This window comes from Candidatus Zixiibacteriota bacterium (assembly GCA_029860345.1).
GTDB lineage: Bacteria > Zixibacteria > MSB-5A5 > GN15 > FEB-12 > JAJRTA01.
On sequence record JAOUBJ010000003.1, the window covers coordinates 277,016 to 298,754 of the forward strand.

The following is a 21,739-nucleotide window of genomic DNA, read 5'->3' on the forward strand; positions in this document are numbered from 1 at the left end:
TCCCGGGTGGCACCCTCAAAGCTTCTTTGGGGGTGTCTTTGCTACGTCAACGGTATATCATCTCGATCCAAGCTTATCGGACCACATCCCAAATTCGCCCAATCCAGAAAGCTCGACCACTTCCATTCCTCAGCAGACTTCACTAAGCCTGCCCTAATTGGATTGTTATGTATATAATCTATAGATTTCACCAAGGCAATTCTACTGACAATGTTTCTGTCATAACCACCGCCTGCTTGCCAAAACCTATACGGCGTGGACTTTTCTGTGGTCGAGAACTGCGCCAACTTTTCTGATCCCGATTTTCTGGCTTGATCCATCACGCGTCGTGACACTGGCTGCTTGATACCCTGAAGAATCCTGGCAATGTCATATGTGGCATAAGTTGGATAGATTATTAGATGGACATGAGTCGGCATGAACACATAAGCCCAGAGCATAAGAGAATGTCTTTGTTTGCTCAGCGAAATTGCTTCAGCCAAGTATTGGCAGTATTGGTGATTGGACAGATACTGACGGTTTTGGTAACATGAAAACGTCAGTTCGTGAGCGTGACCCGGAGTGTTGAAACGCTTTCGTCTACCCATTCTTCACACAATATCAACTTTACTCCCGCCCCAAGCAAGGCTTGAGACGGCCACCCACTAAAACCGACTTCGCTCCTGGGTAGCACCCTCAAAGCTTCTTTGGGGGTGGTGATAAATCGCTTTCTAGTTTGTAACCTCGGGCAGGTTCTTGACCTTTGAGCGCGTAGCGCATATAGCAGGCTTGCCTGCCCGCCCCAAACAAGGCTTGAGACGGCCACCCACTAAAACCGACTTCGCTCCTGGGTGGCACCCTCAAAGCTTCTTTGGGGGTGGTGATAAATCGCTTTCTAGTTTGTAACCTCGGGCAGGTTCTTGACCTTTGAGCGCGTAGCGCATATAGCAGGCTTGCCTGCCCGCCCCAAACAAGGCTTGAGACGGCCACCCGATGTAACATGCCTGAATATATCGCTATCCTCATGTTACTCACAACGAAAAAGCCACCGCGTGGTTTTTGGTGGACCATGCCCGGCAAGCATGGTATCTTGTCGGTCAAGGAAAACTATGCACGAACAAATGTTATTAGGCCTGGCCGGTATTGTCGCACTGGGCATTGGCGCCCAATGGCTGGCCTGGCGGCTGAAATTACCGGCTATCCTGCTCTTGTTGGTTTTCGGGATATTCGCCGGTCCGGTTAGCGGCTTGCTGAATCCCGACGGACTTTTTGGTGAGCTTCTGTTTCCTCTTGTTTCTGTTTCGGTGGCGGTGATTCTTTTCGAGGGCGGCCTCAATCTTCGCTTTCGTGAACTGCGCGGTGTGGGCGGCGTGGTAGTGCGCCTGGCCACTTTGGGTGTGCTGATCACGTGGGTGTTGACATCGGCGGTGGCCTGGTTGCTTCTTTCGATGTCGCTGTCGACAGCTCTTTTGTTGGGCGCGGTGCTGGTGGTCAGCGGTCCGACCGTAATCATGCCGTTGTTGCGCCAGATACGACCGGCCGGGCAGGTAGGTTCGATAGTTAAGTGGGAAGGTATCATCAATGACCCGCTGGGTGCTATCCTGGCTGTAATCATATTCGAATTGATTCTGGCCGGTGGATCGCAGGCGGGTACCTCACAGGCCATTCTGTCTATGGCCGCAGCTCTCTTGTATGGAAGCGTTATCGGTTTGGCCGGAGCCGCAATCATGATGTTGCTTCTCAGGAAATACCTGATCCCGGATTTCCTGCAAAACCCGGCCGCCCTAATGGTGGTGGTCCTTTGTTATGCCGCCGCCGACATGCTCCAAAGCGAGGCCGGACTGTTGGCTGTGACCGTCATGGGGTTGGTATTGGCCAATCAAAAGTATGTTTCGGTTAAGCATATCACCGAGTTCAAAGAAGACCTTCGGGTCATCCTGATCTCCAGCCTGTTCATTATTCTGGCCGCCCGGTTGCCGATTGCCGATGGTCAAATGGGCAGTATTCAGGGATGGATCTTCGTGCTTGTTTTGGTATTGTTAGTGCGCCCGCTGTCGGTACTGGTGTCAACAGTCAAATCATCGCTCAAACGGACCGATCGGATATTCCTGGGCTGGATGGCGCCGCGTGGAATTGTCGCTGCCGCCATTGCTTCGGTCTTTGCTATCCGCCTGGCCGAGCAGGGTGTCCAGGGCAGCGAACAACTGGTCCCGGTGACTTTTCAGGTGATAATCGGCACGGTTGCCATCTACGGCCTGACAGCCCTGCCGCTGGCTCGTCGGCTGAAGGTTGCCGAGCCGAATCCACAGGGAGTGCTTCTGGTGGGCGCCCACAGTTGGGCCAGGGAGATAGCCCAAAAACTGACCGAGGAGAACTACAAAGTAGCACTGATAGACACCAACTGGAACCATGTGACCCAGGCTCGAAGTATGGGCCTGACGGCGCACCTGGGGAACGTTCTCGCGGAAAAAACGTTGCATGAGATGCAACTTAACGGCATCGGCAAGCTACTGGCACTAACACCTAACGACAATGTCAACTCGCTGGCCGCTTTGCACTTTGTCCATCTGTTCTCACGCGCCGGTGTCTACCAGTTGGCGCCGAGCCCGACAGGCATCGATGATGCTCGCTCGGCGGATTTGCGCGGCCGATATTTGTTCGCGGCCGATGCTGACCACGCCACGATCAGTAAACGCTTCGCCAAAGGAGCTGTGATCAAAAAACACTCTATTACTGAGGAGTTCAACCTGGACGGTTTGCACGATCTCTATGGCGAGAATGCGCTACCGTTGTTTACGATGAGTGAATCGGGCGCTCTCAATGTCTGTGTGTCAGGCGATGTACCGTCGGTAAGTGTCGGCGATCACCTGATTAGTCTGGTAACACCGAACAAGGATCAGGGATGACAGGTTATCCGCTGAGGACTTGGGCGGTATCTTTTGAGGTCTATTACTTGACAGCGGCTGCCTAATACACTTGATTTAGAGTACTGCGATTGAATTAAGTTGCTTCACCCGGATCGACCGGCGAGCAGAATACGACTTTCTGGTGAACACCGTCCTCACCAGGTTGTTGCGCCCGCATGGAGTTAGATCTTCGGCACAGGATGCCGAGTGGAGTTTCGGCCGGACGGCAAATGGAAAAGGGAACCTGGAACAATGTATATAATCGAAAAAACGGAATATGGCTACCACATGACCTTTGGTGGTAAGATACTCGAAGACGAGATGGCTGCCTGGGTCGAGGAGTCAGTACAGGTGTTAGCCGAACAGCGGGGCAAATTCTCGGTGTTCGTGGATATGCGCACGCTCGAACCGATTGCCTCGGAGTCCCAGGTGCAGATGCAGAAGGGACAACGGATGTACAAGCAGAAGGGGATGGAACGGTCGGTGGTTATTCTCGAAAGCGCGACTCTCACGCGCCAATTCCAACGCATCGCCAAACAGACCGGTATCCTGCTATGGGAACGGTACATCGATGCATCTCTGGTCAAAGACTGGGAGAAGGTGGCCCTGGACTGGATCAAGAACGGGGTCGAGCCGCAGGAGGCGTGAGGGCTATATCCCTTATCTGCCCAATGCCCATGCCTCGACTGTGCTCACCCTTCGACTCCGCTCAGAATGACATGGGCCCGACGCACGACCATGTACACCGCGCACAAGCCCCTCCCTAAATCAACGCCCCTTCCTCCCAGCCCAGCTTAATCAGTTCGATTTTTGACGGGTCGGCATTACCCAGTTTATACCGCGTGTCGGCAAAGGCAATGTGATGGGCGGCCGGTTTGATCGGTTTGTCCTGATTGAAATGCTCTTTGCGCTTGGCGTTAAACAGACGCAGGCCGACACTGTCTACAGCCACCGGATCGGTACCGACAGCCAGCCCGCCATAGGTCCACACATAAGTAGTATCAAAGTGATGCGGGCCGACACCATGAAAGAGCGGTGTCAACAGCACCAACACATTCAGCCGTGTCTTTCCCTTAACAGCCGGCAGATCCCACAAAGTAGCCAGCGGCGCGCATGAGTTATCGTGATAGTTGGGCGGATTGGGATCGAACATGATGTAGTTCTTGATCAAACTACCCACCCCGGACCAGGCGTGGGTGCGCATCGGGCGGGCATTGATCAATGCTGTCGCTTTCTTAAAGAGAGGATTATTCAGCACACCACGATCATCGATACCGATTCTTTCCTCGGGCACACCCGCATCCATAACGCGCCGCTTGATAGCCTGCTCAACCTGGGTGGTGGTGGGCAAAGGTTCCCATACGTTGGTTTTGATCCCAACGTTGTCATGCGGTTTGATCATTGACTTGAAACAGGCCACCGGATCGTCTTTGTCGAAAAGCTTCATCACCGCCTGGTCGAGCATCGTCTGAATGACCTCACCGTTGATCTTCCCTTTGGCATCGACCGCGGCCGCATCACGTATCAAAACGACCCGCGACTTGTCAGGTTCGGTGATAATCTCCTCTGCCACGGCCGGCAGACCAAGGGCCACGCCAACGGCGGCGCCTGAGACTCCTTTTACAAAATCTCGTCGGGTAATCCGATGGGTTTTCTTATTCATGGTCGTCCTCTCCAAGCATCCCGGCTTTTTTCAGATTCGCCTTCATATTTCCTATGAGTTCCAGCGCTGTTTCACTGTCGACGGCATCAAAACAGATTGTGAGATAATTGTCAGCTTGTGTTGAGGCAACCCACTTATCGGTTTCGATCATAACGGCGTCACCGTTCGCAGTTTCAGGCACATAGTTGTCTATAAAACTTTGGCGTGCCGCCTTCGCGTCGCTTGTTGTTGGGTACTCGATGCACAACAAGTGCGTCGTACCCGGTTCATACGAGGCCAGCACGGCGTTGGTATGTTCGGTCAAATTGAGAATATTCTGCTCGGCCAGAAAATAATGATAGTTCAGCGATGGATGGATGTGAAAAAACCGTTCGGTGAACCTGATGAGGTTGTTTGCAGGCAGAAGCGATATCAGAGCTGGAATTGTCCCAGCGGGCGGTAGCCTTTCGGCCATTGCTCGGGCCAACGAGTCAATCGCGGTTTTCACATCATCGGATGATTTATAGGCAACGACGCAAACGTAATACCTGTCCTGCCAAAAACAGAGCACACTGCCGCGCCGTTCAAAGGCTGAACCTATGCCCGGCTCCTCCGACTCACGTGTATAGCTGAACACACCAAATGCATCGTCGGACGACCCCATATCGAAGATTTCAACCGTAATCTCCGGCGCGTCCGGTTTCGTGTAGCGATGCACGGTTACTTCTTGAAAGGCATACGAACGATAGACCTCGCCGGCGCCGTTGATATAATCAAAGATCGATTCACGGTCGTAGGTTTCAACGCTGTCGGCGGCTCGCCAGCCCATGATTTCATTGGGGGGTGCTATTGCCGAGGTCATGTCTTCTCCCGGTTCGGAGCAGACAGACAGCAGCGTTGCCGATACTGCGGCCAGTGATAGTACAATCGCCTTGAATCGAGTCCTGCCATACATCGTTCCCATCATCCTACTTCTAAACTCGGCATTTCATCGCTCAGTCCTCTTCGTACTGCCGCTTGATTCGACCCAGCACATCGGGATCGGCCAGCGTGGTGGTATCTCCGAGGATTTTGCCGGTGGCAATATCGCGCAACAGACGGCGCATGATTTTTCCGGAACGTGTCTTGGGCAACTCAGGAGCGTAGATTATCCGCTCCGGACGAGCGATAGCACCGATCTTGCGAGCGACAAACTCCTTCAGTCGCGCCACCGTTTTGTCGTCGAACTCAAGCGAACCGGCCAGCGTCACGAAAGCTACCAGACACTCCCCTTTCAAGTCGTGTGGCACACCGACCACGGCTGCCTCGACCACGGTGTCATGCTCAACCAAAGCCGATTCGACTTCCATAGTCGAGATGCGATGTCCGGCTGTGTTGATAACATCGTCGACTCGACCCAGAATCCAGAAGTACTTTCCTTTATCGATCTTGGCGCCGTCACCGGGAAAATAAACGCCCGGCCATTTTGACCAGTAGGTCTCGACAAATCGCTCACGGTCGCCCCAAATACCGCGCAGCATGCCCGGCCATGGTTTGGTGATGGCCAGATATCCGCCACCATGTTTGACTTCCTTGCCCTGTTCATCGAGGATCTTTGCTTCGATACCGGGGAAAGTATGTGTCGCCGAACCCGGCTTGGTGGTCGTTACGCCGGGTAGCGGTGTGATCAGGATGTGGCCGGTCTCGGTCTGCCACCAGGTGTCGACCACGGGACAGCGCTTTGCTCCGATCACTTCGTGGTACCACATCCAGGCTTCGGGATTAATCGGCTCCCCGACCGTGCCCAGAAGGCGCAGCGATGACAGATCATGTTTGCCCGACCACTCCTCACCCCATTTCATGAAAGCGCGAATAGCCGTCGGTGCAGTGTAGAACACGTTGACGCCGTAGTCCTCGACAATCTGCCAGAAGCGATCACGATCCGGCCAGTCCGGCGAACCCTCGTACATCACCTGGGTGGCGCCGTTGGCCGTAGGACCGTACACGAGGTATGAGTGCCCGGTCACCCAGCCGACGTCGGCCGTACACCAGAAGACGTCGTCATCTTTGAGATCAAAAACCAACTTACTTGTTGCATAAACGCCGGTCAGGTAGCCGCCGCAGGTGTGCAGGATACCTTTCGGCTTACCGGTGGTGCCCGATGTGTACAGTATGAATAACGGGTCCTCTGAATCCATGTAGACCGGCGGACAGAAATTGTCGGCTTCCTGCATAAGCCTGTGATACCAGTGGTCGCGACCTTCTTTGAACCTGAGCAGGAAGTCACCACGCTTGACGATGACAACGTGTTCGATTGACGGACAATCAGCCAAAGCCACGTCGGCGTCGTGTTTCAACGGGATGATCTGGCCGCGACGGTAGCCACCATCGGCGGTTATCAGAAGTTTTGCTTCCAGGTCAACGATGCGATCACGCAACGACTCCGGCGAAAAACCACCGAACACGACCGAATGAATCGCTCCCACACGCGCGCAGGCCAGACAGGCTATCATCAGTTCCGGGATCATCGGCAAGTAGATAGCTACCCGATCACCTTTTTCGATACCCAGTTTTTTGAGCACATTGGCAAATTTGTTAACTTGTCGGTAGAGTTCGAAGTAGGTCATGGTGCGGCGGTCACCCGGCTCACCTTCCCATATTAAGGCTGCCTTGTTGCGTCGTCCGCCCTCGATATGCTGATCAAGACAGCTTTCGGTTACGTTCAGTTTGCCGCCGACAAACCACTTTGCGTCCGGTGCTTTGAAGCTCAAGGTCTGCCGCCATTTTTTCTTCCACACCAGTTCTTTGGCCATTCCCGCCCAGAACTTTTCGGGATCGCGAGCGGCGGCGGCGTGGATTCCTTTCTTGGCATTGGCCGTTTTGGCGAAACCGGCTGGCGGTTTGAACGAACGTCTCTCGGTCAACAGCGTGTCAATAGTTGCTTTGGACGATTGCTTTTTTGGTTTCTTGCTGGCCGGCATTCTGGTCTCCATACTTTCAGGTAATGGCCGTTGTTGGATATTGTACGTCCGGGTCAACGAAGTCAAGAATTATAATGCGTGGCGGCTCACACAATGTCGTTGTGGTGACAGAGTCTTCAGACTCGGCCATGAATAAGATCTCACGGGTGGTGTTGGGCGACCCCGCCCGACACCTTTCTTCCAACTAGCTGGCTGTCAGGCGAGTCACCTGACAGCACGTTCATCGCGAATCACTTCAATGTCATACCGAGCGGAGTCGAGGTATGAAACTTTTCGACATCCGGACTGAAGTCCGGGCCACCCGGCAACAAAACACCCGCGCGATCTGAAGATCACGCGGGCACAATTCGTAGGTCAGGTCCTTCACGGACCTGACGAAAAAGTCAGGACCACAAGGGTCCTGACCTACTACTGTCAACATAGGCGGGTTCACGCCGCGGCGCGCAGGCGAAGACGGACCCGCCCTACTGTTCACTGGTGGTGTTGGGCGACCCCGCCCGACACCCGCGTCTAATCTGAAGATGGATTCCCGCCTGCGCGGGAATGACAGAAAGAGTGCGGGAATGACAGAAAGAGTGCGGGAATGACAAATGGCGCGCCGGAATGACAAATGGCGGGCAGGTATGACAATTGTTGAATAACGCGCGATGCACAAAAAACCGATTTATCGGTTACCTGTGCGTTTCTTTGTAGACTTTGATACGGTTGGCGGCGCGTTCGACAGCAGCCCGCACCGAAGGCAAATCGATATCAGTTTCACCGGCACCGGCCGAGACGAGACGGTTCCTCTCACGATCGTAGGCAGCCTGCGCCCGTTCGATGTCTATATCGTCGCCGAACTCGGCAGCATCGGCCAATAGCGTGGCAACATTGTTGGAGACTTCCAGAAAGCCGCCTGAGACTGCGGTGATTTTCACCCGGTCGTCGGCATCGCGAAACTCGATCCGACCCGGCTTGAGAGCCGTGATCAACGGCGCGTGATTGGACAGCACACCGAGGTATCCCTCGGTGCCGGGCACAACCAACGACTTTATATCCGCCTCGAAAAACGTCTTTTCGGGTGTGACTATCGACAATCGAAACATTTTCGCTTACGCCTTGCTCTTCTCGTGACGTTGGATCACTTCATCGATACCACCGGCCATGTAGAAGTCCTGTTCACCAATATGATCGAGTTCGCCTTTGATAATCATGTCGAACCCTTTGACTGTGTCTTCCACTTTGACATAGACTCCCGGCTTGCCGGTGAATACTTCGGCCACGAAGAACGGCTGCGACAAGAAGCGCTGGATTTTACGGGCGCGCGTAACGATCTGCTTGTCGTCTTCAGATAGTTCGTCCATGCCGAGAATGGCAATAATATCCTGAAGGTCTTTATAACGCTGCAGGATCACCTGAACTTCGCGGGCCACCCGGTAATGATCCTCGCCGACAATTGCCGGATCGAGAATGCGCGAAGTGGAATCCAGCGGATCGACCGCCGGGTAGATACCCAACTCGGCGATCTGACGCGACAGCACGGTGGTAGCATCGAGGTGCGAGAAAGTTGTTGCCGGAGCCGGATCGGTGAGATCATCGGCCGGCACGTAAATCGCCTGCACCGAAGTAATCGAACCGGCGCGAGTCGAAGTGATTCGTTCCTGCAAACCACCCATCTCCGTACCCAGGGTCGGCTGGTATCCCACCGCCGAAGGCATGCGTCCCAACAAGGCCGACACTTCCGAACCTGCCTGAACGAAGCGGAAGATGTTATCGATAAAAATCAGCACGTCCTGATGGTCTTCGTCGCGGAAATGTTCTGCCATGGTCAGTCCGGACAGAGCGACCCTGAGACGCGCACCGGGCGGTTCGTTCATCTGGCCGAAAACCATAGCGGTGCGTTCCAGTACGCCGGACTCGGTCATTTCAAGATAGAGGTCGTTGCCCTCACGGGTCCGTTCGCCGACACCACAGAAGACAGAATAGCCGCCGTGTTCCTTGGCAATGTTGTGAATCAACTCTTGTATGACCACCGTCTTGCCGACTCCGGCGCCACCGAAGAGACCCACCTTGCCGCCTTTGAGGTAAGGCTCAAGCAGATCAATCACTTTGATACCGGTCTCAAACATTTCAGCATGGGTGGCCTGTTCTTCAAATGGTGGGGCCAGACGATGGATCGGGCTTCGCTTGGCCTCGGTCGCGATCGCTTCTTTGCCGTCGATGGGGCGACCCAGCAGATCGAACACCCGCCCCAGGCAGGTTTCACCCACCGGTACGGTGATAGGACCACCGGTATCGGTGGCCGGCATGCCGCGCACGAGACCATCAGTGGAGGCCAGCGACACACACCTGACGATGTTGTCGCCGATGTGCAAAGCTACCTCGACAGTGAGGTCGATCTTCTTTGAGTCATCTTTGATGACAATCGCGTTCAGAATATCCGGCAGGGCGTCGCTGCGAAACTCGCAGTCTACCGTGGCGCCGATAACCTGAACTATTTTCCCGATATTTTCCGCCATGGACTAAACTCCGTTATGTCAAAACACTCATATTCATATTTGCTAACCCTTCAGCGCTTCGGCACCGGAGACAACCTCAAGCAACTCCTTGGTGATCTGCGCCTGACGGGCTTTGTTGTATTCGAGGGTCAACGCCTGGATCATTTCACCGGCGTTGGTGGTGGCGGCGTTCATGGCAATCATCCGACTGCCGTGCTCACTGGCGAACGAATCAGCCAGCGCCGTTACCATTTTGGTTGTGGCATAACCGGGCATCAAAGCAGCATAAATCTGCTCGGCGTCCGGCTCAAAAATGTATTCACCGCTGCCGGCTGAGTGGTCGTCATCATCATCGGGTAATTCCGGCGGCGGGATCGGCAGGTAGTCCTGCCACGTCACTTTATACTTGGCCATGGATACAAACTGTGTATACAACAGGCTGATATGGTCGGTCTCGCCTTCAACGAAGCGGTCGGTCAGAAAGGCTACCACCTCGCGCGCCCGGTTGTAGTCAAGACTGCCACCCCAGTCACCCCAAAAGCGTTGGATGGGAGTGGAGCGACGTTTGAAAAAGTCGTTCCCCTTTTTGCCGATGGTGATCAGATCCAGATCCTCGGCTTGGTGTTTTTCGATCCAACCGCTAGCCTGCCTGATGATATTGGAGTTGAATGATCCGCAGAAACCACGATCGGACGTAACTACCACCAGGGTGCGTTTCTTGATCTCTCGTTGTTCGAAATAGGGGTGCACAATTTCGCCGGTGGAGGCACCGGCCAGATGGCTCAGCATCTCGTCCATCTTGGCCGCATACGGACGCGCCTCTTCGATGCGCTGTTGGGCACGCCGTAGCTTGGCCGCCGCCACCATCTCCATGGCGTTGGTGATCCGTTGCGTCGATACGACGGTGCGAATAGATTTTTTTACTTCACGAAGCGTAGCCATAGGCGCGTCTCTGAATACTCCTAACGATCAAAATGCAACCCCTATCATGAGCGCAAAGGCGCCGTTCTTGACATCCAGCGCTTGCCCGGATTCCCAGGCCATCGGGAAGTCGAGCTCATCAAGGAACACATCCACAAAATCGAAAGGTGGAACATCCTCAAAGGCCTTTGACAATCCGAGAGTAACCCGGGCGTCGATCACCAAAGCAACACCCCCGGTGGCCAAATCTATGCCGCCGCCGATAACCAAGCCTACATCATTTGACTTTTCATTGGCGATATCCAGGCTGGCCGATTGACCACCGGCCTCAACTGTAAATTCGGCTTTCTGAGCAAAAGCTACCGCCGGACCGACAAACAGGAATGGTTGCATTTCTCCGGTCGTCGGAAAAGTGTACTTCAAAAGCACGGGGATTTCAAAATAGTTCAGGTTAAACTTGGCCGTCACACCACCTAAGTCTCCCTTGCTCCCTTTTTGAGCAAAGAGCGCTTCGGGCTGTATGGCCAGATTGGGCGCAATGTTGAGCTTCACAAATCCGCCGGCAACCAGACCGACTCTCGAATCAAACCCTTCAGAGTCGGCGCCGGTCAGATTAGATACGTTCAATCCGCCCTTGACACCGAACCCGACTTGTGCTACCGCCGGAACGGTCAGCACCAGTGCCGCCACCAGCGACAATACCATCAGTCTTGCCAACAGGTTCATAACTTTTCTCCTTGCACAAACCTCTCTGCGCTTTGTTTCAACCGACGTAGCCAGGTCCTTTGGCCGTCGCGACTTCGGTCTCGCTACGCCTTAAACTGCGGCTTGAACTCTTCGACGGCCGCTTTAAGTTTGTCGCTCATCGCATCGGAGATTTTCATCTCCTTGTCGAGTGTATGTTCGATATCCGGGTACTTCTTTTCGCAGAAGGCCAGGAATTCATCACCGAAACGCAACAGCGCTGCGGTTTCGATATTATCAAGATAGCCGTTGGTGCCTGCCCAGATCAACATCACTTGTCGACTCACCGGAATCGGCTCGTACTGACCCTGCTTGAGTAGCTCTACCATCTTCTCGCCACGGTTGAGCTGCTTGAGCGTGGCTTCATCCAGATCGGACCCGAACTGCGTAAAAGCAGCCAACTCACGATACTGAGCCAGGTCCAGCTTGAGCGATCCCGCTACCTGTTTCATCATCTTGGTCTGAGCATTACCACCGACACGGGAGACTGAGATACCGACGTTAATAGCCGGACGGATACCGGCGAAAAACAATTCACCTTCGAGGAATATCTGTCCATCGGTGATCGAAATCACGTTAGTGGGAATGTAGGCCGATACGTCACCGGCCTGCGTTTCAATAATCGGCAGGGCGGTCAGGGACCCGCCGCCCAATTCGTCGGAGAGTTTCGAGGCCCGCTCCAACAGGCGTGAGTGACAATAAAAAATATCACCGGGATAGGCTTCACGGCCCGGCGGACGACGTAACAACAACGACAATTGTCGATACGCCTGCGCCTGCTTGGACAGATCGTCATAGATACACAACGAGTGTTTGCCGTTGTACATGAACTCCTCGCCCATGGCGCAACCGGCGTAGGGAGCGATGTACTGTAGCGGCGCCGGGTCGGTCGCACTGGCCATCACCACGGTAGTGTATTCCATGGCGCCATACTTCTCCAGCGTCTGCACCACCTGGGCGACCGTGGATGATTTCTGACCCACGGCCACATAGATGCAATACACATCGGTGTTCTTCTGGTTGATAATAGTGTCGATAGCCAGAGCCGTTTTGCCGGTCTGACGGTCGCCGATTATCAACTCACGCTGACCGCGGCCGATCGGGATCATCGAATCGATCGCCTTCAGTCCGGTCTGCAGCGGTTCTTTCACCGGTTGACGTTCGATAACGCCGGGGGCGCGTCCTTCGATCACGCGGAACTTGTCGGTCACAATCGGACCCTTGCCGTCCAGCGGCTCACCGAGCGGATTGACCACCCGACCCAAAAGCGCTTCACCCACCGGCACACTGGCCACCTTGCCGGTGCGCCTGACCGTGTCGCCCTCGTGAATATGTGTGTCGGAACCAAAAATGGCCGCGCCGACATTGTCCGCTTCGAGGTTGAGCACCAAACCAATAATGTCGCCGGGGAACTCGATCAATTCGGACATCTGCACATCCTCAAGACCCCAGATTCGGGCGATACCGTCGCCAACTTGAAGCACGGTGCCGACCGACTCCATCTCCAACTTGGTTTCGTACTTCTCAAGCTCTTTTTTTATAACCGATGATACTTCTTCAGGGTTGAGACCCATCATCGAACTCCTATCGTTACTCAGCTATATCTTTCGCAATAAACCGTTCTTTCGCCGTACTCAATGCACGCGCACTTTGGCCAATTGTCCTTCGAGAACATCCAGCCCGCGTCGGACCGAACCGTCGATGATTTCATTGTGCAGGATTATCACCATGCCGGCGATAATACCCGGATCGATTTTCAATTCTAACTCAATAGTCATGCCGGTGCGCGCGGCGAGTTTCTCTATGAGTTTCTGACGTTCTGTGTCATTGATAGCCACAGCCGTCATCACCGTCACCAGAGCAATACCCCGTGCGGCTTTCACCAGCCGGATAAACTCACCGATAATGTCGTGCAAGTGTTGGATGCGATGCTTGTTGACCAGCACGACCAGAAACTCCACCAGGAGCCGGTCCAACCGATCGGTAAAGACATCGCGCACCAAAGCCAATTTGTGTTCATCCAGGACATGCGGCGCTACCAGAAAATCGAGCAATGTAGAATCATCTCTCAGGAACTCTCCCAGCTCCCTGAGCTGATCGTGGGATTGCTCGATCAGGTTCTTCTCGGTCACTGAGAGGAACAGACCACCGGCATACTTTTTGGCAACTTCCTGGGCTAACACCTGGCTTTACACTTTCTCCACATTATCAAGGAAACCGCCGATCAACTCACGATGCTTGGCGTCATCGAGTTTAACATTGATGATTTTCTCGGCCGCCGTGATGGTCATATTGACCATATCATTTTTGAGTTGCACTTTGGCTTTAGCCACATCGCGTTCGAGGTCGACCTGGGCCTTTTCGCTCATTGCCAGAGCTTCCACGCGCGCCTCAGCCTCGATCTCCTTGGCCATCTTCTTACCCTCGTCAACCGCCTCGACCAGCGCGTCCCGACTAATTGAGTCGATTTCTTTCAGCTTGGTTTCATACTCAGCCGCCAGTTGTGCCACCTTCTCTTGTTCCAGTTCAATATCTTTGAACTCCTGCTCAATTTTGTTGCGCCTGTCCTCCATCAGTTTCAACAGAGGACCCCACGCATACTTTTTGAGCACCCAGAAGGTGATCAGAAAACCGGCCGCATGAGTAAGTAGCTGCGGCAGTTCCGGGATTATCTGAATGTCCATGACACATAGTCAAGTCTGACCCGAAAGGAAGCCGGGGGCTCCCGATCAGATCGTACTTAACCGAGCTTTCCCATGGCTGTGAAGAAAGCGATGAAGACATAAATCGTCAGCGCTTCGATAAAGGCAGCGCCGATAATCATCGCAATCTGAATCTTGCCGGCAGCTTCCGGCTGGCGACCCATAGCTTCCATCGCCGAGCCGACAGCCCGACCGATACCAAGGGCCGAACCGGCTGCGGCCAAACCAAGACCGAGAGGCGCCGCGAGAGCCAACATTGAACCATAGAATTCCATTTTGTCCTCCTAAGAGAATCTCTAACGTTGTCAATTAACTTTATCTTCTTATCTCAAACCAACTCAATGCGCATGCTCCTCGTGGGGCAGCATGAGCAGTATATAAATCGTCGATAAAAGGGTGAACACCAGCGCCTGCACCGATGACAAAAGCAACCCCAGGAAGTAAAACGGGGTCTGGATGGGCAGGCCGACCAGGTCACCGATAAACGGTGTTATCGCGATACCTATCCCGACAAAGACAGCAATCAAGGTATCTTCGCCGGTGATATTTCCAAAAAGCCTCAGAGCCAGACTGACCGGCTTGGCGATTTCTCCGATAATGTGCAAAGGGAACATTAGAATGACCATCCCCCAGCCGATACCGTCGCGCGGTTGTCCGGCCAGATGATCGACATAGCCCACAAAACCGAGTCTTGAGATTCCTGTCCATTGCGCGTACAGGAAAACCAAAATCGCCAACGAGCCGGTAATCTCTATACCTGTCGACGGCGAATGTCCCAGGGGAACCATACCATACCAGTTCATGGCCAAAACGTACACAAACAGAGTTCCCAAAAACGGCGTGTAACGCTTGGCCTCCTTGCCGAGTATCGAATAGATGAAATTGTACAGCCCCTCGACCACCATCTCAACACCGTTCTGCAACGGTCCGGGTATCAGTTCTCGCCGTTTGTACACCACCTGAGCTATGATCACATAAAGTAAGGCGATGCTGAACGCAAACAGAACGTTGACCCAGGCTTCAAGCCAGCCGGTGTGCAGATAGTGTTCGAGATAGTAGACCAAAGAGGGCAGGTGGTAACCGCCGCCGTGTTCATCATGGGCGGCTGCGGTGTCGCCAGACGTAGTGTCGTGCTCACCGCCGACAACGGCCACCAGCATGGGAGTAAACTTGACCAAGGCCAGGCCGACGGTGTGAGCATAATAGAGCAACATCAGACGCTCTCCTGCGCATGGTTGCCGTTGGCGTCGTGTCCATCCAGGTTCAACAGGACTCTCGATGCCGCCTTGAGCATCATGACCGCCAATAAAATCGAAAAACCAGCGACCAGATGATACATGCCGAACTGTGGGACCAGCAACAATCCATAGCCGGCCAGATACAACAGCGGGAACTTGATCAAAGCCAGCACCGCCGTGCGCATCTTGTCCACCTCACCGATCACGGCTACGGTACGAATGAACGCCGACAGGAAAATGAAATTTACCATACCCCAAACGCCGCCCGAAAACACAGCCAAAGCCGGATAGAATCCCAGATAGTAAAATCCGAAAGGAAAGAAGATCAAGAGCACTATCCCGGCCGTGCGCAGAGTGCGATTCAAAAAATCAAGACCCAGGTTACTTGTCTGCATCATCCTCATTCTCGAGGGCAGAAGCTTTCTTGATCAGGTTGTAGGTTTCAACGCCGGCCGATCCGACACCGAGCAAGATCCCAAGTATCATCAGGTACGGCTCAGTTCCCAGCTTCTCGTCAGCCCAGCGGCCTCCGAAGAAACCTATCAACGGCGCTACCAACATGATCGCCGGAATAGTTCCCAGCAATCCGGTCTGCCTCAAAAAGTTGCTCGGCTTCTTATCCGGCCGAGAATCCAGGAGGGTCATACTGTTTACCCTCATAATTTTGACTCGCCAATATATTTGGCGGACGATCAAAGTCAACTTGTTTTTGTCCTATATGTGAAAAGCTTCACTTTTGAGGGTCCTTTGGTGGCCTGAATTACCGCTCAAAAGCCGGCCCACCGGTCTCGTGTTTCAAGTCGTGTTGGGCGAACACGCACCTCAATTCTGTCTTGCAAGACTTGATCCGGCATCCAGTCTTGTGCGGGTGGGTCTCTGATCGTCAGGGTGGTCCAACCCCGTCATTCTGGCGAAGGCCAGAATCCAGTCTTCCGTAGGTCAGTAGGTCAGGAGCCTTGTGTTCCTGACACAACCTCATCCTGAGCGGAGTCGAAGGATGAACTTCAGTACCCCACCTAAAGCCTTGCGACAGGTGGGTTCCTATGTGAACACTTAGGTCCCCACCCGGCGCGAAGCGCTCTGGGTGGGGTACCTGCTCCCGACAGATGCGGTTTCACGCCGCGGCGCGCAGGCGAAGACGGACCGGCCCATGGGGGCTGACCCTGGGTTCAGCACAAAACAATTGTTCACAATCTGGATGGATTTTCCGATATTAATGGATAGTCTTCGATGTAATCAAAGAAGGCATCGAACGTGTGGCGCTTATCTGGGAGAGGATGTGCTATGAAGGTACTGGTTGTTGATGACGAGGATATGATTCTGTCCCTCGCCACCAAGATTCTCACGCGACAAGGTTATGAAGTAGTAACGGCTTACTCCGGAGATGAAGGTCTAAAACTCTACGCCCAGCAGACCGACCAAATCGACCTGCTGCTTCTGGACCTGACCATGCCCGGCATATCCGGGCTTGAGACCCTGCGTCGCGCACGGAAGATCACACCAGGATTGCCGTGCATTATCTCAAGCGGCCAACTTACCGATCAAGATCACATACCCGACGAACTCATGGGTGGCCTGCACTTTCTGCAAAAACCGTATCGCGCCGACCAGCTGTCCAGTCTGGTGAAGGAAATCCTGTCCAAAGAATCCGCACACAAACCTCAATAATTGACTGGGCGACAAGTCAATTCCTCGCGCTTCGCGGTGATGAATAAGCTATACATGGATTCATAGCGCTTCACGCCTGTCAACCTCACTCTGAGCGCACAGGCTGTGTCAAAATAGGGTTTCACCCTGCCAGTCTTCCGTAGGTCAGGAGCTCTGTGCTCCCGACACAAATTCATACTGAGCGAAGTCGAAGCATGAACGTTGATTCTTCGGTACCCCACCTAAAGCCTTGCGACAGGTGGGTTCCTTATGTGAATACTTAGGTCCCCACCCGACGCTGCCGCACTGGATGAGGCTCGTAGGCGGCCGACGTCCTCGTCTGTCCCATGGCGGGTCCACGCCGCGGCGCGCAGGCGGAGACAAACCCGCCGTATTGCACCAGCCCGTTTTTCTCAATCAGACAAATAGTGCTTTAACAGACGGCCCGAATTGCCTATTATCCCACCTGTGGTTTGAAATCGATCAGGATGGAATACGATGTTTGATTCGAGAATAGCAAAACTGCTTACCCTGGTCTGGACGATGACGCTGATATTCGGCGTCGCCCAGGCACAACAGAAAAGACGGATTAATCTGGGTTTCTTCGAGGGTGGTCGCTGCCTTGCCCATGACATACTGCGCGATGAATTCTCCCATCAACTGGAGCAGATGGCGCCCGCCGACATCCAGGTTGTACCGGTTCCGCAGGGCTACATGTCGGCTGGCTGGAAACGCGACAGTTGCCGAATCCTGGCCCATGACTTGGTCCGGCTGGAATCGGTCGACATATTGGTAGCTATGGGCCCCTGGGTGGTGGAAGACTTGCTGACGGCCGGTTACTCCAAACCGATACTGGCCCTGCACCGCGTTGATCCCTATGCCGAGGGACTGCTGGACGCAAGGGGCCGACCGATCGTCGAGAACCTAACCGTGCAGCTGCGACCAACACAGATTGCCCGCGACATCGATGCTCTGACCGGATTGATCCAGGTGCAGCGGCTGGGTGTGCTCTATTTCCCATCCGGAGATGAACGGGAAACGATAATGTCGCAGTTGACCGCCCTCGGACATAAGTACCGTTTTGAAGTTCTCTCGGCTGAAGGTGTCGACGCCGGCGGGGCTTTCGCCTTTTTCAAATCATACTTGGAGTTATCCAGGAAAGTCGATGCCGTCTATATTTTCCCAATGTGGGCCATGGACGGCGTCAAGATTCGCGAATTCTTCAATATGACCAAGCGGGACAAGGTGCCCACCTTCGTGTGGGAAGGAGCTTACCTGGTTCAACGCGGCGCCTTGGCATCCAACAGCGGCTACTCGGTCATCCCGGAAGCACGCTTTGCCGCGACCAAACTACTGCAAATTATCGATGGCGCCACCCCGGCCGATCTGCCGGTGACATTCGACGTCCCATCCGGACTCACGATAAACGAATCCACCGCCGACCTAACCGGTGTCGACATTCCTGCCACGCTGAGGCGGGAGGCGCAACTGGTCAGGGCGGAGCCAACCGAAGAGAGCCGATACTTCACGATCGTAGAAGCGTTGCAGCGCGCACTGGACGCAAGCCCTTCGCACCTGGCCCAACAGGATGCGCTGGCAGCGGCGACCGAAGCGGCAAAACAAAGCCGGGGGGCGTGGCTGCCACATCTGTATGCGCAATTCTCGGCTACCCATGCCGATGGCGATAGAACCAATACAACTGACGATTACGTGTCGACGGTGAGTCTGTATCAGACACTTTTTTCGTTGGAGACTATCCGCAAGTCCAAGGCTGCGAATATTCGCCGGGACATCTCGCAGATCGATCTCAAACAGTCACAGCTCGATTTGGAACTGGCTGTAACTCTGGCCTTCCTCAACCATCGCCGGTCAATGGAATCGGCCGCCTTGTATACCGAAGATCGCAATCGGGTCAGCCGGTTTTTGGAACTGGCCTATACACGACGCGAAACCGAAGATGGACCGGATCGCGATGTCACCCGCTGGGATCAAGAACGCTACGAAGCGGCCATCAGGGCATCACAAAGTGAAAACGATGTGTCGGCCGCCACTGTGCTTTTGAACTCTTTGTTGAATTTCCCCGGACACAGTGAGCTAACTCTGGACTCAGGTTCTTTTTCCAGAGTGAATATGGTCCGGGATTATAGGCGGTTGTTTCCTCGTTTTGCATCCAAGGCGGTTCGATCGGCAGTGGCCGACGCGCTGGTAGATGAAGCCTTGCTCACCAGTCCGGTCCTGGCCGGTCACAGAGTACGGATAGACCTGCAGGAGAAACTGCTCGCGGCCAATCGCGCCCGATTCCTCCCCAGTGTAGGCGTAAAAGCGTCATACAATTACGTGGACCGTGACTTTGAGCCGCCATTCGCCACGCCGTACTACTTCGATGGCTGGTATGCCCGCGCCGAAGTGAAACTGCCGCTCTTTCTCGGCGCCGACAGATTTCGTGAAGCCGGTAAACGAAAAGCGTTGCTCAGCCGACAGGAATACCTTCGCGATGATGCCAGCCTGGAAGTCATGCGCGACGTCCTCACCCGATTTGATGAACTCATGACATTGGCGGCCGACATGCCGGGCTATGCGCGCGCCGGGGATCTATCGCTTAGCCAACTGGAAGCGGTTATCTCAGAGTACGAATCGGGACGGCTGTCGTTAATCGATGTTTTGGATGCCGAACACAACAGCCTGAGAACCAACCTGGCGGCCATTGAAGCTCGCTATAGATTCTACCGAGCGATGGTTATGTTGTCTCACGTCATGGGCTGGTCGGCCTACGATAAAAATCAGTCGCCGGACGACAGGTTCTTCCAGGGTATCGCCCGCCACGCCACACCCTAAACGCCGTCAACTTTGTGCCCGCGCGATCTTCAGATCGCGTGAACCGCTGCAGCCGTGTCTGAAGATTCGGCTACCACAAGTTTCTGTCGCTGTCAGGAAGTAGATCAGGACCCTTGTGGTCCTGACAACACGCTGATAGGTGCTGTCAGGCGACTCGCCTGACAGCCGGGGACCCAAAGACGGGTGTCGGGCGAGGTCGACCGACACCACCCCGAACCTCACTCTGTGGTGATTGACAGCTCTGGTAGGGCGGGACCCTCTTTGTGGTTCCGCCAATGAAAGACAGCAGAACCTGGAAATCGATTCATCGCCTCGAAGCGCAAAGAACAGGTTTGCCTGTCACCACGTCAATATGAGGAAATACAACTTGTAAATCAGCGCGATCCAAATCGCCACGCATCCGATGATACGCAAGTTGCGATACAACGGTCGGTCCACAATCCGCCAGGGTGTCCCGCCACCACGAACAGCCAACATCACCTGAGCATAACCAACACTGGAAGCAATCAGAAGAACCAAGGTGAGCCAGGTGAACAGTTCAGCACCGAAGTCGAACCGGATTACATAGCAGCCGATCAACATTGCAATCGATGCAAAGGCATACTTGCCGATCAAGTTCGAAGGCAGATCGATCTCACGACCCCGCATCAACACCGCACCGAGGCCGATTATTAACAGGTCGCGACCGACAATTGTCGCCGCCAGCCAGATTGGCAAGTTGCGATAGAAGACCAACAGGATGATCAATCCGGCCGCGAACAGTTTATCGGCCAGCGGATCGAGCATGACGCCCAACCGGCTGATCTTGCCCAAACGGCGCGCCAAGTATCCATCGAGCCCATCGCTCACACCGGCCAGTATTACAAACAGCGCACTGATCAGCATGGAAGTGGTGTCGTCACGACTGAGATAGTACCCGACCAGCGGGATCATGGCCACGCGCGACAGGCTTATCAAGTTCGGCAAACTGGTGATCTGCGAATAATCCATACCGATTTCAACCATCGGCCTTTTGATCGTCGTCGCCGGCGTCTGTTTTGCTTTCGTCTTCAGACGGCAACGGCTCATGCATCTTCTTTGACAAGGGACCGAACATGAACAGGGCCAGCAAAACTGCCGGCAGGAATATCGGCAGATAGTGCCAGGCCATCGGCACCTCCACACTGGGGCTCGACGGCGGCGGACCTACAGGGCTGCCGTGCGCTTTCCAACCGTCCGCGCCGTCCGGTTGCCAGTAATCCTCACTGGGCGGAAAAGTGTACGATGGACCATAAACGGCTTTCAAGGCCACGGACGGCAACAAGTACAGCAGGGCCACCCCGGCTAATAGTATCGCAGCTCGTTTCATGCCGCACGATAAAGTCGCAACGCTTTCGTGTCAACGAATTTGGTGGCAAGCCGCCCATAAATGGGTACTTGGCTCTTCGCGCCTCTCCAACCTCATCCTGAGCGGAGTCGAAGGATGAACCAGTCCTTGTAGGTTGGGACCCGTTGTGGTCCCGACACGGGCAAGCCGCCCATAAATGGGTACTTGGCTCTTCGCGCCTATCCAACCTCATCCTGAGCGGAGTCGAAGGATGCACCAGTCCTTGTAGGTTGGGACCCGTTGTGGTCCCGACACGGGCAAGCCGCCCATAAATGGGTACTTGGCTCTTCGCGCCTATCCAACCTCATCCTGAGCGGAGTCG

The 21,739-nt window shown here is 54.4% G+C and carries 20 protein-coding genes; 4 read left to right on the top strand and 16 right to left on the bottom strand.

What is annotated here, in order from left to right; translation table 11 throughout:
* Nucleotides 1–1,088 precede the first annotated feature (1,088 nt).
* A complete protein-coding gene (locus tag OEV49_04810) occupies nucleotides 1,089–2,885 on the top strand; it encodes a cation:proton antiporter (protein MDH3890382.1) in 1,797 nt (598 codons plus the stop codon).
* 252 nt (nucleotides 2,886–3,137) lie between these two features.
* On the top strand, nucleotides 3,138–3,533 hold the full coding sequence (locus tag OEV49_04815) for a hypothetical protein (GenBank protein MDH3890383.1): 396 nt from the start codon (nucleotides 3,138–3,140) through the stop codon (nucleotides 3,531–3,533).
* Nucleotides 3,534–3,648: 115 nt separating this feature from the next.
* On the opposite strand, the gene OEV49_04820 is transcribed toward OEV49_04815, so the two are convergent.
* From OEV49_04820 to OEV49_04885, 14 genes are all read right to left on the bottom strand, one after another.
* Nucleotides 3,649–4,548, bottom strand: coding sequence for a twin-arginine translocation signal domain-containing protein (locus OEV49_04820; GenBank protein ID MDH3890384.1), 900 nt, complete (start codon nucleotides 4,546–4,548; stop codon nucleotides 3,649–3,651).
* Nucleotides 4,541–5,482, bottom strand: coding sequence for a hypothetical protein (locus tag OEV49_04825; GenBank protein MDH3890385.1), 942 nt, complete (start codon nucleotides 5,480–5,482; stop codon nucleotides 4,541–4,543). The genes OEV49_04820 and OEV49_04825 overlap by 8 nt, the downstream gene beginning before the upstream one ends.
* Before the next feature lie 40 nt (nucleotides 5,483–5,522).
* The gene (acs, locus tag OEV49_04830; protein MDH3890386.1) at nucleotides 5,523–7,487 is read right to left on the bottom strand and encodes an acetate--CoA ligase; all 1,965 of its coding nucleotides are present in this window, start codon (nucleotides 7,485–7,487) and stop codon (nucleotides 5,523–5,525) included.
* Nucleotides 7,488–8,158: 671 nt separating this feature from the next.
* Nucleotides 8,159–8,572, bottom strand: a complete 414-nt coding sequence (gene atpC / locus OEV49_04835; protein MDH3890387.1) for an ATP synthase F1 subunit epsilon — start codon at nucleotides 8,570–8,572, stop codon at nucleotides 8,159–8,161.
* 6 nt (nucleotides 8,573–8,578) lie between these two features.
* The gene (atpD, locus tag OEV49_04840; GenBank protein ID MDH3890388.1) at nucleotides 8,579–9,985 is read right to left on the bottom strand and encodes a F0F1 ATP synthase subunit beta; all 1,407 of its coding nucleotides are present in this window, start codon (nucleotides 9,983–9,985) and stop codon (nucleotides 8,579–8,581) included.
* 42 nt (nucleotides 9,986–10,027) lie between these two features.
* Complete coding sequence (atpG, locus tag OEV49_04845) at nucleotides 10,028–10,906, bottom strand: ATP synthase F1 subunit gamma (protein ID MDH3890389.1); 879 nt, start codon at nucleotides 10,904–10,906, stop codon at nucleotides 10,028–10,030.
* 27 nt (nucleotides 10,907–10,933) lie between these two features.
* A complete protein-coding gene (locus tag OEV49_04850; protein ID MDH3890390.1) occupies nucleotides 10,934–11,611 on the bottom strand; it encodes a PorT family protein in 678 nt (225 codons plus the stop codon).
* A gap of 83 nt (nucleotides 11,612–11,694) precedes the next feature.
* Nucleotides 11,695–13,203 carry a F0F1 ATP synthase subunit alpha gene (gene atpA, locus OEV49_04855; protein MDH3890391.1) on the bottom strand — a complete coding sequence of 503 codons (1,509 nt, stop codon included), beginning with the start codon at nucleotides 13,201–13,203 and terminating at the stop codon, nucleotides 11,695–11,697.
* Between the two features lie 60 nt (nucleotides 13,204–13,263).
* Nucleotides 13,264–13,812 carry an ATP synthase F1 subunit delta gene (gene atpH / locus OEV49_04860; protein ID MDH3890392.1) on the bottom strand — a complete coding sequence of 183 codons (549 nt, stop codon included), beginning with the start codon at nucleotides 13,810–13,812 and terminating at the stop codon, nucleotides 13,264–13,266.
* A gap of 6 nt (nucleotides 13,813–13,818) precedes the next feature.
* Nucleotides 13,819–14,313: a F0F1 ATP synthase subunit B gene (gene atpF / locus OEV49_04865; GenBank protein ID MDH3890393.1), complete on the bottom strand. Its 495-nt coding sequence runs from the start codon at nucleotides 14,311–14,313 to the stop codon at nucleotides 13,819–13,821.
* Between the two features lie 56 nt (nucleotides 14,314–14,369).
* The gene (locus OEV49_04870; GenBank protein ID MDH3890394.1) at nucleotides 14,370–14,606 is read right to left on the bottom strand and encodes an ATP synthase F0 subunit C; all 237 of its coding nucleotides are present in this window, start codon (nucleotides 14,604–14,606) and stop codon (nucleotides 14,370–14,372) included.
* A 63-nt stretch (nucleotides 14,607–14,669) separates the two neighbouring features.
* Nucleotides 14,670–15,545, bottom strand: a complete 876-nt coding sequence (gene atpB / locus OEV49_04875; protein MDH3890395.1) for a F0F1 ATP synthase subunit A — start codon at nucleotides 15,543–15,545, stop codon at nucleotides 14,670–14,672.
* A complete protein-coding gene (locus OEV49_04880) occupies nucleotides 15,545–15,967 on the bottom strand; it encodes a hypothetical protein (protein MDH3890396.1) in 423 nt (140 codons plus the stop codon). Before OEV49_04880 ends, atpB begins: the two co-directional genes overlap by 1 nt.
* Entirely contained in the window at nucleotides 15,951–16,229 is a 279-nt protein-coding gene (locus tag OEV49_04885; protein MDH3890397.1) for an AtpZ/AtpI family protein, read from the bottom strand. The genes OEV49_04880 and OEV49_04885 overlap by 17 nt, the downstream gene beginning before the upstream one ends.
* Before the next feature lie 624 nt (nucleotides 16,230–16,853).
* Between OEV49_04885 and OEV49_04890 the strand changes: the two genes are divergently transcribed.
* Together OEV49_04890 and OEV49_04895 are read left to right on the top strand one after the other, a co-directional pair.
* Nucleotides 16,854–17,237, top strand: a complete 384-nt coding sequence (locus tag OEV49_04890; protein ID MDH3890398.1) for a response regulator — start codon at nucleotides 16,854–16,856, stop codon at nucleotides 17,235–17,237.
* Nucleotides 17,238–17,714: 477 nt separating this feature from the next.
* On the top strand, nucleotides 17,715–20,051 hold the full coding sequence (locus OEV49_04895; protein ID MDH3890399.1) for a TolC family protein: 2,337 nt from the start codon (nucleotides 17,715–17,717) through the stop codon (nucleotides 20,049–20,051).
* Nucleotides 20,052–20,390: 339 nt separating this feature from the next.
* Here OEV49_04895 and OEV49_04900 read toward each other — a convergent pair whose 3' ends face one another.
* Complete coding sequence (locus tag OEV49_04900) at nucleotides 20,391–21,056, bottom strand: CDP-alcohol phosphatidyltransferase family protein (protein MDH3890400.1); 666 nt, start codon at nucleotides 21,054–21,056, stop codon at nucleotides 20,391–20,393.
* Nucleotides 21,049–21,399: a hypothetical protein gene (locus OEV49_04905; GenBank protein MDH3890401.1), complete on the bottom strand. Its 351-nt coding sequence runs from the start codon at nucleotides 21,397–21,399 to the stop codon at nucleotides 21,049–21,051. The genes OEV49_04900 and OEV49_04905 overlap by 8 nt, the downstream gene beginning before the upstream one ends.
* Between the last annotated feature and the right edge of the window lie 340 nt (nucleotides 21,400–21,739).